Origin of the sequence: Marinobacterium profundum (assembly GCF_001528745.1) — a bacterium.
Lineage (GTDB): Bacteria > Pseudomonadota > Gammaproteobacteria > Pseudomonadales > Balneatricaceae > Marinobacterium_A > Marinobacterium_A profundum.
Map to the genome: position 1 here is coordinate 112,597 of NZ_BCNS01000091.1, position 18,100 is coordinate 130,696.

General features: G+C 59.4%; 15 protein-coding genes. 8 read left to right on the forward strand and 7 right to left on the reverse strand.

Going from position 1 to position 18,100, the window contains the following annotated elements; all coding sequences use genetic code 11:
- Nucleotides 1-62 precede the first annotated feature (62 nt).
- On the reverse strand, nucleotides 63-2,087 hold the full coding sequence (prlC, locus tag MPRO_RS06530) for an oligopeptidase A (RefSeq protein WP_067289094.1): 2,025 nt from the start codon (nucleotides 2,085-2,087) through the stop codon (nucleotides 63-65).
- A gap of 101 nt (nucleotides 2,088-2,188) precedes the next feature.
- Here prlC and MPRO_RS06535 point away from each other — a divergent pair, with 101 nt between their 5' ends.
- The 5 genes from MPRO_RS06535 (at nucleotide 2,189) to MPRO_RS06555 (ending at nucleotide 8,030) form a co-directional block, all read left to right on the forward strand.
- Nucleotides 2,189-2,734, forward strand: coding sequence for a gamma carbonic anhydrase family protein (locus tag MPRO_RS06535; protein WP_067289099.1), 546 nt, complete (start codon nucleotides 2,189-2,191; stop codon nucleotides 2,732-2,734).
- A 213-nt stretch (nucleotides 2,735-2,947) separates the two neighbouring features.
- Complete coding sequence (locus MPRO_RS06540; RefSeq protein WP_067289104.1) at nucleotides 2,948-4,240, forward strand: imelysin family protein; 1,293 nt, start codon at nucleotides 2,948-2,950, stop codon at nucleotides 4,238-4,240.
- A 79-nt stretch (nucleotides 4,241-4,319) separates the two neighbouring features.
- On the forward strand, nucleotides 4,320-5,789 hold the full coding sequence (locus tag MPRO_RS06545; RefSeq protein WP_245635041.1) for a di-heme oxidoreductase family protein: 1,470 nt from the start codon (nucleotides 4,320-4,322) through the stop codon (nucleotides 5,787-5,789).
- Nucleotides 5,790-6,875 carry an imelysin family protein gene (locus tag MPRO_RS06550; RefSeq protein WP_067289117.1) on the forward strand — a complete coding sequence of 362 codons (1,086 nt, stop codon included), beginning with the start codon at nucleotides 5,790-5,792 and terminating at the stop codon, nucleotides 6,873-6,875.
- 3 nt (nucleotides 6,876-6,878) lie between these two features.
- Nucleotides 6,879-8,030, forward strand: coding sequence for a DUF1513 domain-containing protein (locus MPRO_RS06555; RefSeq protein ID WP_245635042.1), 1,152 nt, complete (start codon nucleotides 6,879-6,881; stop codon nucleotides 8,028-8,030).
- A gap of 46 nt (nucleotides 8,031-8,076) precedes the next feature.
- Here MPRO_RS06555 and MPRO_RS06560 read toward each other — a convergent pair whose 3' ends face one another.
- From MPRO_RS06560 to MPRO_RS06585, 6 genes are all read right to left on the reverse strand, one after another.
- Nucleotides 8,077-10,452, reverse strand: coding sequence for a Lon protease family protein (locus MPRO_RS06560; RefSeq protein ID WP_067289127.1), 2,376 nt, complete (start codon nucleotides 10,450-10,452; stop codon nucleotides 8,077-8,079).
- Between the two features lie 100 nt (nucleotides 10,453-10,552).
- Nucleotides 10,553-11,377 (reverse strand): shikimate dehydrogenase, encoded by an 825-nt coding sequence (aroE, locus tag MPRO_RS06565; RefSeq protein WP_067289130.1) that lies wholly within the window; start codon nucleotides 11,375-11,377, stop codon nucleotides 10,553-10,555.
- Nucleotides 11,377-12,294, reverse strand: a complete 918-nt coding sequence (gene hemF / locus MPRO_RS06570; RefSeq protein WP_067289134.1) for an oxygen-dependent coproporphyrinogen oxidase — start codon at nucleotides 12,292-12,294, stop codon at nucleotides 11,377-11,379. The genes aroE and hemF overlap by 1 nt, the downstream gene beginning before the upstream one ends.
- A gap of 23 nt (nucleotides 12,295-12,317) precedes the next feature.
- Nucleotides 12,318-12,875: an L-threonylcarbamoyladenylate synthase type 1 TsaC gene (gene tsaC / locus MPRO_RS06575; RefSeq protein WP_067289137.1), complete on the reverse strand. Its 558-nt coding sequence runs from the start codon at nucleotides 12,873-12,875 to the stop codon at nucleotides 12,318-12,320.
- 19 nt (nucleotides 12,876-12,894) lie between these two features.
- Nucleotides 12,895-14,019: a DNA-processing protein DprA gene (gene dprA / locus MPRO_RS06580; protein WP_067289141.1), complete on the reverse strand. Its 1,125-nt coding sequence runs from the start codon at nucleotides 14,017-14,019 to the stop codon at nucleotides 12,895-12,897.
- 14 nt (nucleotides 14,020-14,033) lie between these two features.
- Nucleotides 14,034-15,068 (reverse strand): LysM peptidoglycan-binding domain-containing protein, encoded by a 1,035-nt coding sequence (locus MPRO_RS06585; protein ID WP_067289144.1) that lies wholly within the window; start codon nucleotides 15,066-15,068, stop codon nucleotides 14,034-14,036.
- A 159-nt stretch (nucleotides 15,069-15,227) separates the two neighbouring features.
- Here MPRO_RS06585 and def point away from each other — a divergent pair, with 159 nt between their 5' ends.
- The 3 genes from def to rsmB all read left to right on the forward strand — a co-directional run bounded on the left by def (nucleotide 15,228) and on the right by rsmB (nucleotide 18,083).
- A complete protein-coding gene (gene def / locus MPRO_RS06590; RefSeq protein WP_067289147.1) occupies nucleotides 15,228-15,746 on the forward strand; it encodes a peptide deformylase in 519 nt (172 codons plus the stop codon).
- A 79-nt stretch (nucleotides 15,747-15,825) separates the two neighbouring features.
- Nucleotides 15,826-16,788 (forward strand): methionyl-tRNA formyltransferase, encoded by a 963-nt coding sequence (fmt, locus tag MPRO_RS06595; protein ID WP_067289149.1) that lies wholly within the window; start codon nucleotides 15,826-15,828, stop codon nucleotides 16,786-16,788.
- Entirely contained in the window at nucleotides 16,785-18,083 is a 1,299-nt protein-coding gene (gene rsmB / locus MPRO_RS06600; RefSeq protein ID WP_067289153.1) for a 16S rRNA (cytosine(967)-C(5))-methyltransferase RsmB, read from the forward strand. The genes fmt and rsmB overlap by 4 nt, the downstream gene beginning before the upstream one ends.
- Nucleotides 18,084-18,100: the final 17 nt, after the last annotated feature.

An 18,100-nucleotide genomic window follows, 5' to 3' on the forward strand; every position in this document is an offset into this window, starting at 1 on the left:
TTCCTGCCCTGTAGCAGGCCGTCACAGACGGCCCGCACAGCTTGTAGCGCGTTAATGGAGACTCAGACTATGCCTGCATGACGCAGCAGCGCATCGACACTGGGCTCGCGCCCCCGAAAAGCGACAAACAGCTCCATCGGCTCACGGGAGCCGCCCATCTCGAGCACATTGCTGCGAAAATCCGCACCGGCCTGGGGGCTGAAGATACCCTCTTCCTCGAAGCGGGAAAAGGCATCCGCCGACAGGACTTCGGCCCACTTGTAGCTATAGTAACCAGCGGCGTAGCCACCGGCAAAGACATGGCTGAAGCTGTTCTGGAAGCGGTTGAAGTCCGGCACAGGTACCACCGATACCCGTTCGCGCACAGCATCCAGCAACTGCTGTACATCAGTGACACCGGGCTGAAAGTCGCGATGCAACTGGAAATCAAACAGGGAAAACTCCAGCTGGCGCACCATGAACATGGCTGACTGGAAGTTCTTCGCCGCCAGCATCTTGTCGAGCAGCGCCTTGGGCAGCACTTCGCCGGTCTGGTAATGGCCGGAGATCAGCTCCAGGGCTTCAGGCTCCCAGCACCAGTTTTCCATAAACTGGCTCGGCAACTCCACCGCATCCCAGGCAACGCCATTGATGCCACTGACATCGGCGCATTCTATCTGCGTCAGCATGTGGTGCAGGCCGTGACCGAACTCATGGAACAGGGTAGTCACTTCGTTGTGGGTTAGCAGTGCCGGATTCGTGCCCACCGCCGGCGTGAAGTTGCATACCAGATAGGCTATCGGCAACTGCAGCTGGCCATCGGGCAGACGACGGCGAATGCGACAGGTATCCATCCAGGCACCGCCGCGCTTGTTGTCACGGGCGTAGGGATCCAGATAGAAACTGGCCAGACGCTCGCCACTGCGCATGACATTGAACAGGCGCGCATCCTTGTGCCAGCGATCAAACTCCGTCACCTCTTCGATCTGGATATCGAACAGACGCCCAGCCACCTGGAACAGGCCATCTAGAACCTTGGGCATCGGGAAATAAGGCCTCAGAGTTTCCTGCGATACCTCGTAACGCGCCTGCTTGAGCTTTTCACTGCAGTACGCCAGATCCCAGGCCTCCAGGGTTTCCAGACCGTAGTGTTCGCGGGCGAAGTCGCACAGCTCACGGTATTCCTGTTGCCCCGCCGTGCGGGCGCGAGTGGCGAGGTCTTCCAGAAAACCAACCACCTGATCGGTCGACTCCGCCATCTTGGTCGCCAGTGAATACTCGGCATAGTTGCCAAAACCGAGCAGCTGGGCCAGCTCGTGACGCAGCGCAAGAATATCGTTGATCAGCTGGGTATTGTCCCACTTAGCATCGGCCCCGAGCTCCGAGGCGCGGGTAGCATAGGCGGTATAAAGCTGGCGACGCAGGTCGCGATTGTCAGCATGGGTGACTACGGCGAAATAGGACGGGAAGTCGAGTGTAAAGAGCCAGCCCTGTTGCTCGCGAGCCTCGGCGCTCTGACGCGCACCGGCCAGTGCCATTTCAGGCAAACCGGCGAGTTCAGCTTCGTCGGTAATCAGCAGGCTCCAGGCGTTGGTGGCATCCAGTACATTTTCCGAGAAACGGGTGGTCAGCAGTGACAACTGCTGCTGCAGTTCGGCGTAACGCTGCTGGCCTTCAGGCGGCAGGGCTATGCCCGACAGGCGAAAATCCCGCAGAGTGTTGGCGACGACCTTGCGCTGCGGACCGTCCAGAGCCTGGTCGTTCTCTGCCAGATGGCTGAAAGCCTCGAACAGCTGCTGGTTCTGCCCCAGCTCCGTCCAATACTGCGACAGCTTGGGCAGGCAGGCATTGTAGGCCTGGCGCAGTTCATCGCCGTTTACCACCGAATTCATATGCGACACCGGCGACCAGGCCCGGGACAGGTCGTCATTAAGCTGCTCCAGTGGTGCTACCAGACTGTTCCAGTCCGGCGTCACTGCCGCCTGGCACAGTGCTTCGATACCCGCCCGGTTGCGGCCAAGCAACTCGTCGATCGCCGGCTCCACGTTTTCGGGCTTGATGGCACTGAAAGTCGGCAGTTCAGGTTGCTGCAGCAGCGGGTTGCTCATTCGATCGAATCTCCAGGGCGTGACGGGGGCCAAAACGGAACCACCCCTATACAATGGGGGATCGGGACAGAATTTCAACAGGTTTTCGACAGGTAGGCAGCATGAAGATACGCAGTTTCAAAGGCATGACACCGGTACTGGGCGAACGCGTATTCGTCGATCCCAGCGCCGTGGTGCTGGGCGACGTCAGCATCGGCGATGACAGCTCCATCTGGCCACTGGTGGTTGTACGTGGCGACATGCACCGCATTCGCATAGGCGCGCGCTGCAGCATTCAGGACGGCTCGGTGCTGCACATCACCCATGCCGGGCCTTTCAACCCAGACGGTTTCCCGCTGCTGATTGGCGACGATGTCACCGTTGGCCACCAGGCCATGCTGCATGGCTGCACTATCGGTAGCCGCATCCTGATCGGCATGGGCGCGATGGTTATGGACGGCGCCTTGATCGAGGACGAAGTCGTACTGGGTGCCGGCAGCCTGGTGCCACCGGGCAAGACGCTGCAAAGCGGTTACCTCTATGTAGGTCGGCCGGCAAAACAGGTGCGCCCACTCACCGAAAAGGAACTGGCCTATTTCAGCTATACGGCTGGAAACTATGTCCGCCTCAAGGATCAGCACCTGCAGGAAGACTGGGCCCAGCGCTAAAAGCAGAGCCAGGCCGCTGCTGGACAGCGGCTAAGCCCTACTTCGACAAGTCGACACAAACAGGAGATAAAAAACGCTATCGTGCAGCGATATCTAGGTTTTTTGGCAGTAAATTACCGTTAAATCAAGGCACAATAAAAAAACGCAGTTGATAACAGTTCTTATTCCGTTTAGCATTCATCGCAACATTCGCTGAGCCCGGGAACACGCACAATGCCATTTACTCGCACCCTGATGTCCCTTTCACTGGCCTGCATGCTGGGCTCAACGCCGGCCCTTGCCGCCACTGTCGAGCCTGCTGCAGACTCAAAGGCCATAGTGACGCACTACGCGGATCTGGCCCTGGCAACTTACAGCGATGCCCTGACCAGCGCCCGTACCCTGCACAGCGCCATTGAGCAGCTGATCAGCGCGCCGAGCGAGCAGACCCTGCAGGCCGCGCGCAGCGCCTGGATAGCTGCGCGCGTACCCTATCAGCAATCCGAAGCCTTCCGTTTTGGCAACAGCATTGTCGATGACTGGGAAGGCCGCGTGAATGCCTGGCCGCTGGACGAGGGTCTGATCGATTACGTCGCCACTGATAGCTACGGCGAAGAATCGGACGAAAACCCCTTCTACAGCGCCAACATCATCGCCAACCCGATCCTGCAAGTAGGCGGCCGCACCCTGGATGCCAGCACTATTACCCCTGAGTTGCTGTCCACATCACTGCATGAAATTGACGGCGTTGAATCCAATGTCGCCACCGGCTATCACGCCATCGAATTTCTGCTCTGGGGTCAGGACCTGCACGGCATGACACTGGGTGCCGGTGAGAGGCCTGCCACCGATTACGACATCAGTAACTGCACTGGCGGCAACTGCGATCGTCGCGGCGACTATCTTCGCGCAGCCAGTGCATTGCTGGTACAGGACCTGGAAGAGATGGTGGGCAACTGGCAGGCCGGAGGCGCCGCCCGCAGCGAGCTGACAGCCAAATCTGTGACCGAGGGCCTGGCCACCATCACCACCGGCATGGGCAGCCTTGCCTACGGCGAACTGGCCGGCGAGCGCACCAAGCTTGGCCTGATGCTGCATGACCCGGAAGAAGAACACGACTGCTTCTCGGACAACACCCACTGGTCGCACTTCTATGACGCCAAGGGCATCCAGAATGTTTACCTGGGCAAGTACAGCCGTATCGATGGCAGTCTGATGCAAGGTCCGTCACTGGCGGCACTGGTCGCCAGCATCGACCCGGAACTGGACAAGCGCCTGCGACAGCAGCTGGATCAGACCCAGCTGGCCGCCCAGGTAATGGTGGATTCCGCCGCAGCCGGGGAGCCCTACGATGTGATGATTGCGCCCGGCAATACCGCCGGCGGCGCTCGCATCCAGGCCTTTGTCGACTCCCTGATCGCCCAGACACGGACCACCGAAGAAGTCATTGCCCGCCTTGAGCTGGGGCAGGTCAACGTTGAGGGCTCCGACAGCCTGGACAACCCGGCCGCCGTACAGGCCCCGTAACACCGCTGCCAAAGAGACCGCACGACAGTGCCCGACGGCAAGCGACGGGCACTGTCCTAATCCCATGAAACCCTGCCTGTTGAGTGCTGCACTGCTGCTCGGCCCGGCCATGATTGCTGCGGCGGATGTCGCTCGCCCGCCGCTTGCTCCTGCGCAGCCACAGTCAGGTGCTTATCACACTGGACAAGCGCAATCTCTGACTGAAAAACTCCCCGGCGGCGCTACCACCAAAAGCCTGTCAGCGTCTCCGGGCGCTTTTGCCAGCAGCGCAGCCAATCTCGCCTTTGACGACAAGATGACTTTCGCCCTCGGGCGGGCTATTTTCCGAAAACTCTGGGTTTCGTCCCCATCCTCGACCACCGCCAGCGATGGCCTGGGACCTTTATATAACGCCCGTTCGTGCCAGCGTTGTCATATCAACAACGGCCGAGGGCGCCCCCCCGAAGGTCCACATGACAGCTCTGTTTCACTGTTTCTGCGCCTGAGTATCCCGATCGACAAGGATGCCGACCCTGAACTGCTGCGCCGCCGTGGCGTGATACCTGAGCCCGTCTATGGCACCCAGCTGCAAACCTTCGCCGTGCCGGGCATGGCGGCCGAGGGACAACTGCAGGTCAGCTACGCGGAAAAGCGTGTAGAGCTGTCCGGAGGTGAAGAGGCCTGGCTGCGCACACCAAGCTACCGCATTCTGGCGCCAGCCTATGGCCCACTGCACCCCGAGCTGCAGATGTCTGCGCGTATCGCGCCCGCCATGGCGGGGCTCGGCCTGCTGGAGCAGATCAACGATGCCGATATTCTCAGCCTGGCGGATCCCGACGATAGTGACGGCGATGGCATCTCCGGGCGCCCCAATCACGTCTGGGATCAGGCCCTTCAGGCCACCCGCCTTGGTCGCTTTGGCTGGAAAGCCGGTAACCCAAGCCTTGCGCAACAGAACAGCAGCGCACTGCAGAGCGATATCGGCATAGGCAATCCGCTGTTTCCCATAGCCAGCGGCGATTGCAGCCCGCGGCAGACTGCCTGCACAGAGGCTCCCAACGGCAATACCCCTGGGCAGGACGGACTCGAAGCCTCGCAGCAGATGCTCGACTGGCTACTGTTCTACAGTCAGCATCTAGCCGTAGCACCACGCCCCACAGCCGCCGACCCCGAAGTGCTGGCAGGCCAGGCACTGTTCAATAAGGCCGGCTGCGCGACCTGTCATCAGCCACACTTCGTTACCGCCGAGAACCCGCAACTGCCAGCCCTGAGCCGCCAGTCGATCTGGCCTTACAGCGATCTGCTGCTGCACGATATGGGGGCAGGCCTGGCGGATGAACGCGCCGAATTTGCAGCGAGCGGCCGCGAGTGGCGCACCGCACCTCTCTGGGGCATAGGCCAGGCCGAGGCGGTCAACGGACACAGTTATTTCCTGCACGACGGCCGCGCGCGCAATCTGCTTGAAGCCGTGCTCTGGCACGGTGGCGAAGCCCGCGCCGCCCGCGAACAGGTCGTCACTATGCCGGCTGCCCAACGAACTCAATTGATACGTTTTCTGGAGTCACTCTAAATGCACAGCTTCACTCGACTCGCCCAGCTACTGGCAGGCTCAGGATTGTTACTCGCAGGCCTGAGCCAGGCGGCAGCGCCCATCGACTGGGAAGCCTTCAATGCCAGCACCATCAGCGGTCATATTCAGCCCCGTTACCAGCAACTGGCGCTACAGAGTCAGACCCTGGCCGACACTACCGCCCACTGGTGCGAAACTCGTAGCAGCGACGACTTTAACCAGGTTCAGCAGGCCTTCGAGAACAGCCTGCAAGCCTGGCAGGGCATTCAACATATGCAGTTCGGCCCGGTTCAGCTGCTGATGCGCAACTATGGAATCCAGTTTTGGCCAGACCGCAAGGGCATCATAGGTCGCCAGCTCAATGAGGCACTGCAGAGGCCAGAGCCGGGCAACTACGATGCAGACTTCTTTCACCATGCCAGCGTATCCATTAAGGGGTTCCCGGCGCTGGAACGTCTTTTTTATGACGAAGACGCGCTGACCAGGCTGCAGCAACAACCCAATGCCTGCGCCCTCGCGATTGCTATCAGCACTGAGCTGGCCAACACAGCCCAGGCGATACACAGCGAATGGCAGACCCCGGCTGTCGCCGACCAGGGCGCTGAGGATGACGGCGAAGGTGCCTCCCTGGGGCTGCCGGATCTCAGCCTTGAGTTGCTGCGCTCCCTGGTGCAGCCCGTTGAAATCATCCGCGACAGCAAGCTGGAACTGGTGCTGGGGAATTATCAGCCAGCAGCACGGCTGCAGCGCGCCGAAAACTGGCGCAGCGGCCAATCACTTCGCAGTCTAAACACTAATCTGGCAGCACTGCAGGCTTTGTACACAGAGGGTGCCCCAAGTCTTGACCTGATCCTGCGCCAGCAGGACGCCAGTGCCCAGGCCGACCAGATAAGTGCGCTCTTCAGCCAGGCTCGCAGCCAGCTGGACGCCGTGCCCGGCAACTTCGCGACCGCTCTGCAGGACGCCGACAACTATACCCAGCTGAAGGCGCTGTCGGTCACCCTGAAAGAGCTGGATCACGCGCTCTATAACGCCATGCCGGCCATTAACGCACAGCTGGGATTCAACAGCCGTGATGGGGACTAACCTGTGAAAGTTCAAACTGCGGTCATGACGGGGATTAATCGCCGCCAGTTCAGCCTGCTGCTCGCCGGTGCCCTGACGGCGCCAAGCCTGCTGGCCCAGCCGCTTGCATCAGGCCCCGCCGATGAAAGCGTCTGGCTGCTGGCCAGTGCCGCCAGCGATAGCCAACAGCAGCACTGGCTGGTCATCAGCGATACCGAGGGCACACTGCATCTGCGCCACCGACTGCCCGCCCGTGCACACCATGTCGCGGGCCACCCCAGCCAACCCTGGGTAGCCGTGGTCGCCAAGCGCCCGGGCGCCTTTATCGATGTGATGGACTATCGCAGCCAGGCACTGGTAAAGCGCATCGAACCTGCACCCGGCCGGCTGTTCTATGGCCATGCGCTATTCAGCAACGATGGTCGCTGGCTGATTGCCACAGAGAGCACTGTGCCCGAGGGTGCTGGGCGCATCAGTCTGCGCGATGCCCACAACGGTTTTCAGCGCGTGGCGGAATTCAGCAGTGGTGGCACAGGCCCACACGAGTTGCTGCTCAACCATGCGGGAGATGAAATCATTGTCGCCAACGGCGGCATTCGTACCCAGGGGCGCCTGAAACTCAACCTCGACAGCATGCAGCCCTCCCTTGCCTACCTGAAACTGGCCACAGGCGAGATCAGCGAACAGCGCATGCTCCCGCCTGGGCAGCACCAGCTGAGTATCCGTCATCTGGACCTGAGCCCGGACGGTACCGTCGTGATCGCCATGCAATATGAAGGCGACCCAACGGATACCCAGCCGCTGGTCGCATTGCACCGTCGTGGCGGGGAACTGCAACCACTGAGTGCGCCTGAGGCGATCAACCGCCAGATGACGCAGTATTGCGGCAGCGTGCGCATCGACAGCAGCGGCAAGATCGCCGCCATCAGCGCACCACGCGGCAATCTGATTACCTTCTGGGATATTGAGCAGGCAGCCTACCTGAGTAGCCTGGAGGTTCGCGATGGCTGCGGGCTTGCCGCCACCTCAACGCCGGGGGAGTTTATTGCCAGCAGTGGCAATGGCCGGGTCTATTGGCTCTACCCGCGAGAAGGCGTACGCGAGCCGCTGATGCAGGACATGCGGCTCGACCGCCTGGCCTGGGACAACCACCTCTGCGCCTTTCAGGCAGTCTGACAACTCGTTCTGACAGACGCTGAGGTTAGAACGCCCAAAGCGCCCGTCAAGGCGCTTTGGCAGGGGCAATTTCACGCAGGCGCTTGGTTACCGCATGGTTCACGCTACGCTGGGTGAAGCTGCCATCGGCCTTGCTCTTGCCGGCGCTGCGGCCCATCAGCACTTCGAGACACTGATCCACGGTCTCGACGGCATAGATATGGAACTTGCCCTCGCTCACCGCATCGGTGACGTCCTTTTTCAGCATCAGATTACGCACGTTGGCTTTGGGAATCACCGCGCCCTGCTGTCCGGTGAGGCCACGGGTTTCACAGAGCTTGAAGAAGCCTTCAATCTTCTCGTTCACGCCGCCAATGGCCTGCACTTCGCCGTACTGGTTAATGGAACCGGTAATGGCGTAGTGCTGCAGAATCGGGATATGAGTCAGCGCTGAGATCAGGGTGCAGATCTCCGCCAGGGATGCGCTGTCGCCGTCCACATAACCGTAGGATTGCTCCAGCGCGATGCTGGCCGACAGGGTGAGTGGGAAATCCTGGGCATACTTGTGTCCGAGGTAGCCCGACAAAATCAACACACCCTTGGAGTGGATCGACTGGCCCAGCGCCACTTCACGCTCGATATCGATGATGCCACGGTTGCCAGGGTGCACAGTGGCGGTAATACGCGCCGGCGTACCAAAGGAGACATCGCCGACCTGCAGCACGGTGAGGCCGTTGGACTTGCCCACCGCCTCGCCCTGAGTATCGATCAGCACAGTCTGATTCAGAATGCTGTCCAGTATCTTCTGCGACAGCCGACCGGTGCGTTTTTCCTTCGCCGCCAGCGCCATTTCAACGTGGCGATCACTGATCAGCTCATCCCCCGTCTTGACGCGCTTGTAATCCGCCTCGCACAGGAGATCCACCAGCTCGCCTATATGGGCCGACAGCAGCTCCTGATCCGCCGCCAGACGCGAACTGTGTTCCACCAGCCGCGCCACGGCACGTCGAGTCAGCGGTGCCAGACCCTCTTCATCGGCGAGGGTCTTGAGCAGGCGGGCGTAGTTGCGAATGCTGGAAGGCTTGCGCTCGACATCCTCGTCAAAGTCGACCACCACGCGGAACATCTTTTCAAAGTCCTGATCCAGCTCCTGCAGCAGGTAGTACATGTCGCGCCCGCCGATCAGCACCACTTTCACCTTCAGCGGAATGGGCTGCGGGCTCAGGGTAATGGTACTGATGCCGGTGTACTCGCTCACCGGATTCTCAATGCGTATTTCGTGGGCCTTGAGCGCCCGCTTGAGCGCACCATATACATAGGGCTGTTCCAGCAACTTCTCCGCTTCCAGCACCAGATAACCGCCGTTGGCGCGGTGCAGGGCGCCCGGGCGAATAAGCGTAAAGTTAGTGACCATGGCCCCCATATCCGAGTTGTACTCGATGCGCCCGAACAGGTTTTCATAGTTGGGATGGCTTTCGTGGATAACAGGCGCGCCCTTGGTCTTGCCGTTATCTACCAGCAGATTCACACCGTAGGTGTCTTCCATGTAGGCCTTGCGGGCGGAATCCGGCGCTTCGAGCACCTTGTCGTCGCCGGCGATTTCACCACTGTTGCGTACCAGACTGATTTCCAGCCGGGTCAGATACTCGGGTACACCCGAGACATTGGCATACTTTTCCTTCAACGGAAGAATCAGCGGTGCCACTGCGTGCAGGGCGGTTTCCCGATCCAGCCGGCGCATCTGCTCGGCGGCCTCGCGGCGCCATTTCGGCAGTTCGGTCAGGCTATCATTGAGGCAATCTTCCAGCTGTGAAATGGCACGGGAAAATGTCTCACGCTCTTCTTCCGGCAGCAGCGAAAATGCCGCTTCGTCCATCGCCTGGCCTTCGGCCACGGGCATAAAGCCGATGGTGCCGGATTCGCGAAACAGCGCAATGCTGTGCTCGCGGGCCTGACGCTCAACGCCTTCAATGGCCTGATCATAACGGCGGTTAAAATCCCGCTCGATACGGCTTTTCTGACGCTGATAACCTGGGTTTTCAAATGCAGCGGGCAGCTCCGTCAGGGTCGTCTCGATCATGCGACCAATATCCTTGCGGAACTGAGCGGCCTTGCCGGCGGGAAACTCCATCACCTGGGGATAGCGCGAATCTGAGAGATTGTTGAGGTAACACCAGTCCTTGAGACGGTTGCGCTCCTTTTTCGCCACGTTGCGCAGGCTTTCCATGGCAAAGGAAAAACGACCCGTATGGGGGTTGCCCATTACAAACAGGTTGTAGCCGGGGCGGCGCATGCCGACACCAAACTCCATCGCTTCTATGGCGCGTTCCTGACCGAAAAAGCCGCTAAAGGGCTCCAGGGTTTCGGTGGTTCGAAACGGCAACAGTTCCGCTTCACAGGTACGATAAAGCGCTTCGGGGGCTAACGGCTTCAGCTTTTCCATGCAACAACTCCACCGGGGCATATTTAGTTGTTATACCTTCCGGCGGGGTCGGCTTGCAAGGCAACGGGCTTGCATCTGTGCCTTGCTTATCGTTTTTTAATCAATCAGTTAAGGAGTCACGCAGGGTATCGATCAGGCTCTGGGTAGCCGGCTTTACACCGCGCCAGATCCCAAAGGACTCCGCCGCCTGCTCCACCAGCATGCCCAGACCATCAAGCACCTTGGCGGCACCCTGCTGCTGTGCCCAGTGACCAAAAGCCGTCACGTGCGCGCTATACATCATGTCGTAGCACCAGCCATCCGCTGCCAGCACGCCAGCGGGCAAGGGCGGGACTTCCCCCTGCAGACTGGCGGCGGTGCCATTGATAATTAAATCAAAAGACTGACCCGCAAGATCGGCAAAACCACAGCCCTGAACGGCGCCAAGCTCGGCAAAGAGGCCAGCCAGCTCGATCGCCTTGCCAGGCGTGCGATTGGCGATCACCAGCTGTTGTGGCTGCTGTGCTAGCAACGGCTGTATAACACCACGCGCGGCACCGCCAGCACCGAGCAGCAACACCCGTGCGTCGCGCAGCCTGCCGCCGTGGTTCTGCACAATATCGCGCACCATGCCAATACCGTCGGTATTGTCGCCACACAGACGACCTTCGGCATCGCGGTACAGCGTATTGACAGCTCCGGCCAATTCCGCCGCCGGGCTGCGCCACTGCGCGGCCGCCCAGGCCTGCTGCTTGAACGGCACTGTGATATTCAGGCCTTTGCCGCCCTGGGTGAAGAAATCATCCACCGCCACGGCAAAACCGTCTTCAGGGACCAGCACAGCATCATAGGTAAGTTGCTGGCCGTTTTCGCTGGCAAAGCAGCGGTGAATCTGGGGAGATTTGCTGTGCGCAATCGGATTACCAAAAACCGCGTACCTGTCCATTACTCCAGCTCCAGCCAGTTGTGCGGTTTAAGGTAATGATCGTACAGACGGGCTTCGGCACTGCCGGGCTCTGGCTTCCAGTCGTAACCCCAGCGAACCTCGGGCGGCAGCGACATCAGAATCGACTCGGTACGCCCGCCGGACTGCAGACCAAACAGGGTTCCGCGGTCATACACCAGATTGAACTCCACATAACGGCCACGGCGGTGCAGCTGGAAATCACGCTCCTGTTCGCCAAAGTCGATATCACGACGTTTCTCGATAATCGGCACGTAAGCCGGCAGGAAGGCATCGCCAATGGAGCGCATCAGCGCAAAACTCTGCTCAAAACCCAGCTCATTAAGGTCATCAAAAAACAGGCCGCCGATACCACGAGGCTCGTTGCGATGCTTGATATAGAAGTAGTCATCACACCAGGTCTTGAAGCGCGGATAAATTTCGGGCCCAAAGGGATCACAGGCCTTCTTCGCCACCTGATGCCAGTGTTGGCAATCCTCGTCATAACCGTAGTAGGGCGTCAGGTCAAAACCGCCGCCAAACCACCACACAGGCTCTTCACCTTCTTTCTCGGCCAGGAAGAAGCGCACATTGGCATGGGATGTCGGCACATGGGGGTTATGCGGGTGCAACACCAGCGACACACCCAGCGCCTGGAAAGTGCGCCCAGCCAGTTCTGGCCTATGGGCCGTGGCGGAGGCGGGCAGCTGGTCGCCGTGCACGTGGGAGAAGTTGACACCGCCCTTTTCGAACAGGGCACCGTCATTCATGACCCGAGTACGGCCACCACCGCCAGCTTCGCGCACCCATTTGTCGGTATGAAAACGCTGCTGCCCGTCGGCAATCTCCAGGGTTGAGCAGATCAGATCCTGCAGTTCCAGCAAATAAGCCTTTACCGCCATAATATCGGGTTGATTCATCCGGTCACCATGTAAGTGAATACTTACTTTCTGATTAGTTGATTAGTACCCAGGTCACAAATTTGTGTAGGCCGCCCGAGATCACCTAACTGTCCAGGCACGATATAATGAAGGCTAGAGCCAAAGTAAGTGCTTACTTTAAGCTTTGAGCGTGCGGGCGATGCGGCACTGCGGTTGGCCGAGGTCGAAACGAGGGGGCCGCCAAAGGCGGCACAGAGCGAACGCACTACAGGATGGGCACTTACCCGCACAGCAACACTTGAATGACGTCCGCGAACGCCCTCGGGTGCCCAGCCTCTGGGGTCGGGAATAAGCCAGGTCACAGGACCGGGCCAGCTTGCCTCAAGTTGCGCCAGCTGAGCCTTGGCAAGGCCCTGTAACAGAGGCTCTATCTGACCCATATCAGCGGCCACCAAAATCAGCCCCTTGTGCATGGGCCGTCGCTTGAGCTCGAGCAGTCGTTCAATAGCGCTGGCGTTAAAGGGGTCGCAACCCAATCCCCAGACAGCCTCTGTCGGATAAGCGATAACACCGCCACCATGCAGTGCACGCAGCGCCTGATTCAGGTGCCAGTTATTCATGAGTATTACCTGAGCGATATTAAGTATCGGACGAGCAACGGAGGTAGCCCCCCGGTACGGGCTCGATAACGCCTTTCAATTCCAGAGAAACCAGTAGCGGCATTAGCTGTGCCGTCGGTAAACCCGTCAAGGCCACCAACTGGTCAATATCGGCGATATCATACCCCATTTTTTCCAGTAGTTGCGCCTCGGCCACGGGCAGAGCCGGGGCGGGAACTGGCTCAGGGGTACTGCTTTGGGCGGCGAAAAAACCTAACAGCGAAGCCAGAGGTTCCAGAACGTGGGCCACGGTCTCAACCAGCACGGCACCTTCACGGATGAGCTGGTGACAGCCATGGGCGGCTGGGTTCTGAATGCTGCCTGGAATGGCGAAAACCTCACGCCCCTGTTCCAGCGCCATACGGGCCGTTATGAGGGAGCCACTGCGGGGCGCCGCCTCGATCACCAGTACACCGGCACAAAGGCCGCTGATAATACGATTACGTTTGGGGAAGTTGCCAGGCAGCGGCTGGCTGCCCGGCAGGAATTCGGACACCCAGGCCCCGCCGGTGTCCAGGATGCGCTGCGCTAGAGATGCATGGCGCCGCGGATAGACCTCATCGAGCCCGGTACCGAACACAGCAATACTGACGCCCTCACGATCGACCGCACCCTGGTGTGCCGCGCCATCGATACCCAGCGCCAAGCCGCTGGTTACAACCATGCCAGCCTCGCTTAACGCGGCGCTAAACTTGTAGGCATTGGCAACACCGGAGCGGCTTGCATGACGGCTACCCACCAGTGCCATTTGCGGCATAGCCAGACAATCGGTATCACCACGTACAAACAGCAATGGCGGTGGATCCGGAATTTCCAGCAACAGGGCAGGGTATTTTGTGTGATCAGGTGTAAGGCAACAGGCATCACTGTCTTCGAGCCAGGCCAAGCAGCTCTCCAGGCGCTCGAACAGAGGCCCGCTGTTTTGATCAAGGGATTCCATTGCCCGCAGCGTAACGGTGCGGGCCCCGACAAGGCGCAGTGCTTCGGGGTCATGCAGGAAAAGTTGGGAAGGGGGAATTCCGGCTACCGCAAGCCTTTTGAGCCCTATGGCACCCACTCTGGGCAGGAGGCTTGCAGCAATCCAGTCCCTTGGATTGCTGCCCATAGATTATCTCTGGATCAGGGTTCGAATACCTTGTCGCCCACCGACATCACGTTACTGGCGTTCAGCACCAGACCGTAGCTGACCTTGTCAAAAACCTTGAACAGCATCAGCAGACCGGCACGCTCATCCGGCAGGGCAATACGCTCGCCGGTGACCGGATCCCGTACATTTTCGCCGGTACGGTAGATTGACATAACGTTACCCGCTTCCACCGAGTCCCGTGCGCCCACATTGACCGCAACGGCGTTGAACTGACCAATTTTGGCCACACCGCCGAGTACCGAGAGGATCAGACCTTCGGTGCCTTCGGGCACAGCTGAAGGCTGGAACAGCGACTGAATACGGCTTTCCTCAATGGGGAGCAAGCGGTCCAGCAAACGAACTTCCTCACGTGTCTTGCGCAGATCCAGCGTGATTATGTCCTTCTCCTGAGCGGGAATCGTGGTATCGGCTATCTTGAGCATTTCATAGCCCAGGAATTCGCCGGTTACAGGATCACGATACTCGGTTGCCGGGCGATAGAGTGCCTGCACCAACTCGTCGGATTTCAGCTCGCCGCGGGCATAAACGCGATCGCCGGCACCGGCAAGTATCCGATCATTACGGCCACCGACCACATAAGGCGCGTTGTTGAGCAGGTCGTCGTCGGCCACCAGGTGGTCTGACAGGAAGGCAATGATATCCTTCAGCGGAATGGCAGGAATCGCATCATCCAGCGGCGAAACCCTTGCCTTGGGGCTCAGCCTGGCACCGCCCGGGCGCATCGACAAACGCGGCTGACCGTTAACCCAGCTCAGATAGATAATATCGCCGGGGTAAATCAGATGCGGGTTATAGATCTGCGGGTTTACGTCCCAGACATTCGGCCATTGCCAAGGGTGTTGCAGAAAGCGACCGGAGATATCCCAAAGCGTGTCGCCCTTTACGACAACATATTCAGTTGGATGATCCTCACGCAAGTGGATTCTGTCTTTTCGTACTTCGGCATTGGTAACCGATACGGTGAGAAGCAGCAGACAGGTAAACAGTCCGCACAGCAGTTTCTTCATACCCAAATCCCTTGTTAGAACTACCCCAGAAGCGTCGCTATTCCAGTGTGGTCGATAATATCAGGTGCAATGCAATGAGCAGCGATATCAGTATAATAGGCTGATAGATGAATTTCGCCATTAACGGCTCACTTTGAACCCTAGTAATTATCGGACCTCATGGCAAAACTACCGATCCTCGAATTTCCGGACCCGCGTCTGCGTACCATAGCAGAATCCGTCGAAACGGTTACTGAGAATACTCGTCAGTTGATCGACGATATGTTCGAAACCATGTACGACGCACCGGGTATTGGTCTGGCCGCATCCCAGGTCAATGTACATCAGCGCATCATCACCATTGATATCTCCGAAGAGAGTGACGAGCCGCTGGTGCTGATCAATCCCACCTTCGAAGTGCTCGATAAAGAACTTGAGCGCATGCAGGAAGGTTGCCTGTCGGTGCCGGGCTTCTATGAGAATGTCGAAAGACCTAATCATATCCGCGTAAAGGCACTGGATCGCGATGGTAACGCCCTCGATTTCGAAGCCCGCGACCTGTTGGCCGTGTGCATTCAGCATGAGATCGATCATCTCGATGGCAAGCTGTTTGTCGATTACCTGTCGCCTCTCAAGCGCACCCGGATTCGCAGCAAGCTGGAAAAGAAGCACCGTCTGGAAGAAGGCCAGCCGGTCTGATTTTCTGTGGCCTTTGTCAGACCGGCGGGGGAAGCCGTAACCAGGTCCCTGCCAGTCGATTTCACGAGGTAGCCCCCTGATGCCCGAGCCGCTGAGAATTGTCTTCGCCGGCACACCTGACTTTGCCGCAGCCAGCCTACAGGCCCTGCTTGAAACCCACCATAAAGTTATCGCCGTTTATACCCAGCCCGACCGTCCCGCGGGACGCGGCCGCAAGCTGACCCCGAGTTCGGTCAAGAAGCTGGCACTGGAGCAGGGTATTGAGGTTTTCCAGCCATTGTCACTCAAGGATGCCGACGCCCAGCAGGAACTGGCAGCACTCAAGCCCGACTTGATGGTCGTGGCCGCCTATGGCCTGCTGCTGCCCAAGGTCGTGCTGGAAATACCACGGCTTGGCTGCATTAACGTGCACGCCTCACTGCTGCCGCGCTGGCGCGGTGCCGCGCCCATACACCGTGCGCTGCTGGCCGGTGACAGCGAAACCGGCATCACCATCATGCAAATGGATGTGGGCCTGGATACCGGCGATATGCTGCTCAAGACACAGTGCCCGATTCTGCCCGACGACAACAGCGGTGTACTGCATGATCGCCTGGCGGCGCTCGGTGCCAGCACCCTGACGCAAAGCCTTGCGGCCATCGAGGATGGCAGCATTAGCAGGGAAGTGCAGGACAACGATCTGGCCTGCTACGCCCACAAGCTCGAAAAACAGGAAGGCAACATCGACTGGCAGCAAAGCGCAGATTACCTCGCGCGCCAGGTTCGCGGCCTGTCTCCCTGGCCAGTCGCTTTCACCCAGCTTGAGGGCACGACTCTGCGCATCTGGGCCGCCAGCGCACAGAATAACGGCGAAAGTAGCAGTGACGCCTTACCCGGCACTGTGATCGAGGCAGACAAGGACGGCATTTGCATCGCCTGTGGACAGGGCACCCTTCGCATTACACGACTGCAATTACCCGGCGGAACCCCGCTCAACAGCGCAGACATTATGAATTCCAGGCGTGAGACTTTCCGCCTGGGCACGAGGCTTGGAGCCGCATGAACCTTAGAACACTGGCCGCCCAGACACTGGCCCCCCTGCTGCTGCATCGCGGCTCCCTCAGTGCAACGCTTCCGACCTCCCTCTACACCTGCGTTCCGCGAGATCGCGCGCTGCTGCAGCAACTTTGCTACGGCACCATGCGTTTCGAACCCAGGCTGGCCCTGATTGCCGAACACCTGCTGCAAAAACCGTTTCGTGACAAGGATGCAGACCTGCAGGCGCTTGTGCTGCTAGGGCTTTACCAGCTCGACCAGACCCGCATTGCCGACCACGCCGCCATCAGCGAAACCGTCGATGTCACCGAAGACCTGAACAAAAACTGGGCCCGCGGCCTGGTCAACGCCGTGTTGCGCCGCTTCCAGCGCGAGCGTGACAGCATAATGGAAACCCTCGGCGACAATCCTCGCCTGCAGTACAACCATCCCGACTGGATGATTGGCAAGCTGCAGCAGAACTGGCCCGATCACTGGCCCCAGATCATGCTGGCCAACGATCAGCCCGCGCCCATGACGCTGCGCCTCAATACACGACTTAGTACGCGCGAAGCCTATATCGAGCAGCTCTACATCGCCGGCATAGAAGCGACCCCCGGTGCCTTCGCCAAAACCGCGATTTATCTGAATCAGCCCTGTGATGTCAGTGAGCTGCCCGGTTTTGCTGATGGCCTGGTCAGCGTGCAGGACGAAGCTGCGCAGTTATCGGCTCCCTTGCTCGATCTCAAGCCCGGCCAGCGGGTACTGGATGCCTGCGCGGCGCCCGGCGGCAAGCTGTGCCACCTGCTGGAACACGAACCCGGCCTGGATAGCGTGGAAGCGGTAGAGCTCGACTCACGCCGAGCCGAGCGCATTCAGCAGAATCTGCAACGCCTCAAGCTGAACTGCACCGTCACTTTGGGTGACGCCGCCAGCGAAAAATGGTGGGACGGCCAAAGTTATGACCGCATTCTGATTGATGCTCCCTGCAGCGCCACCGGCGTCATTCGACGCCACCCGGACATCAAATACCTGCGCCGCAACGAAGACCTGAAGCGCCTGGCGGATCTGCAGCTGAGCATTCTGCGCAACTGCTGGCACATGCTCAGCCCGGGCGGCAAACTGCTGTACGCCACCTGTTCGATCTTCCCGCAGGAAAACGAACGCTTGCTCGCCCGCTTCATCAAGGAGCAGCCGGAAGTCCGTCACCTGCCCATCGAAGCGGACTGGGGCCATGCGCGGCCACTGGGTCGACAGTTGTTCCCACAGCAGGATGGACACGACGGTTTTTACTACGCTGTACTTGAAAAACCCGTCAACTGATCAGGGCAGGCCCCGCT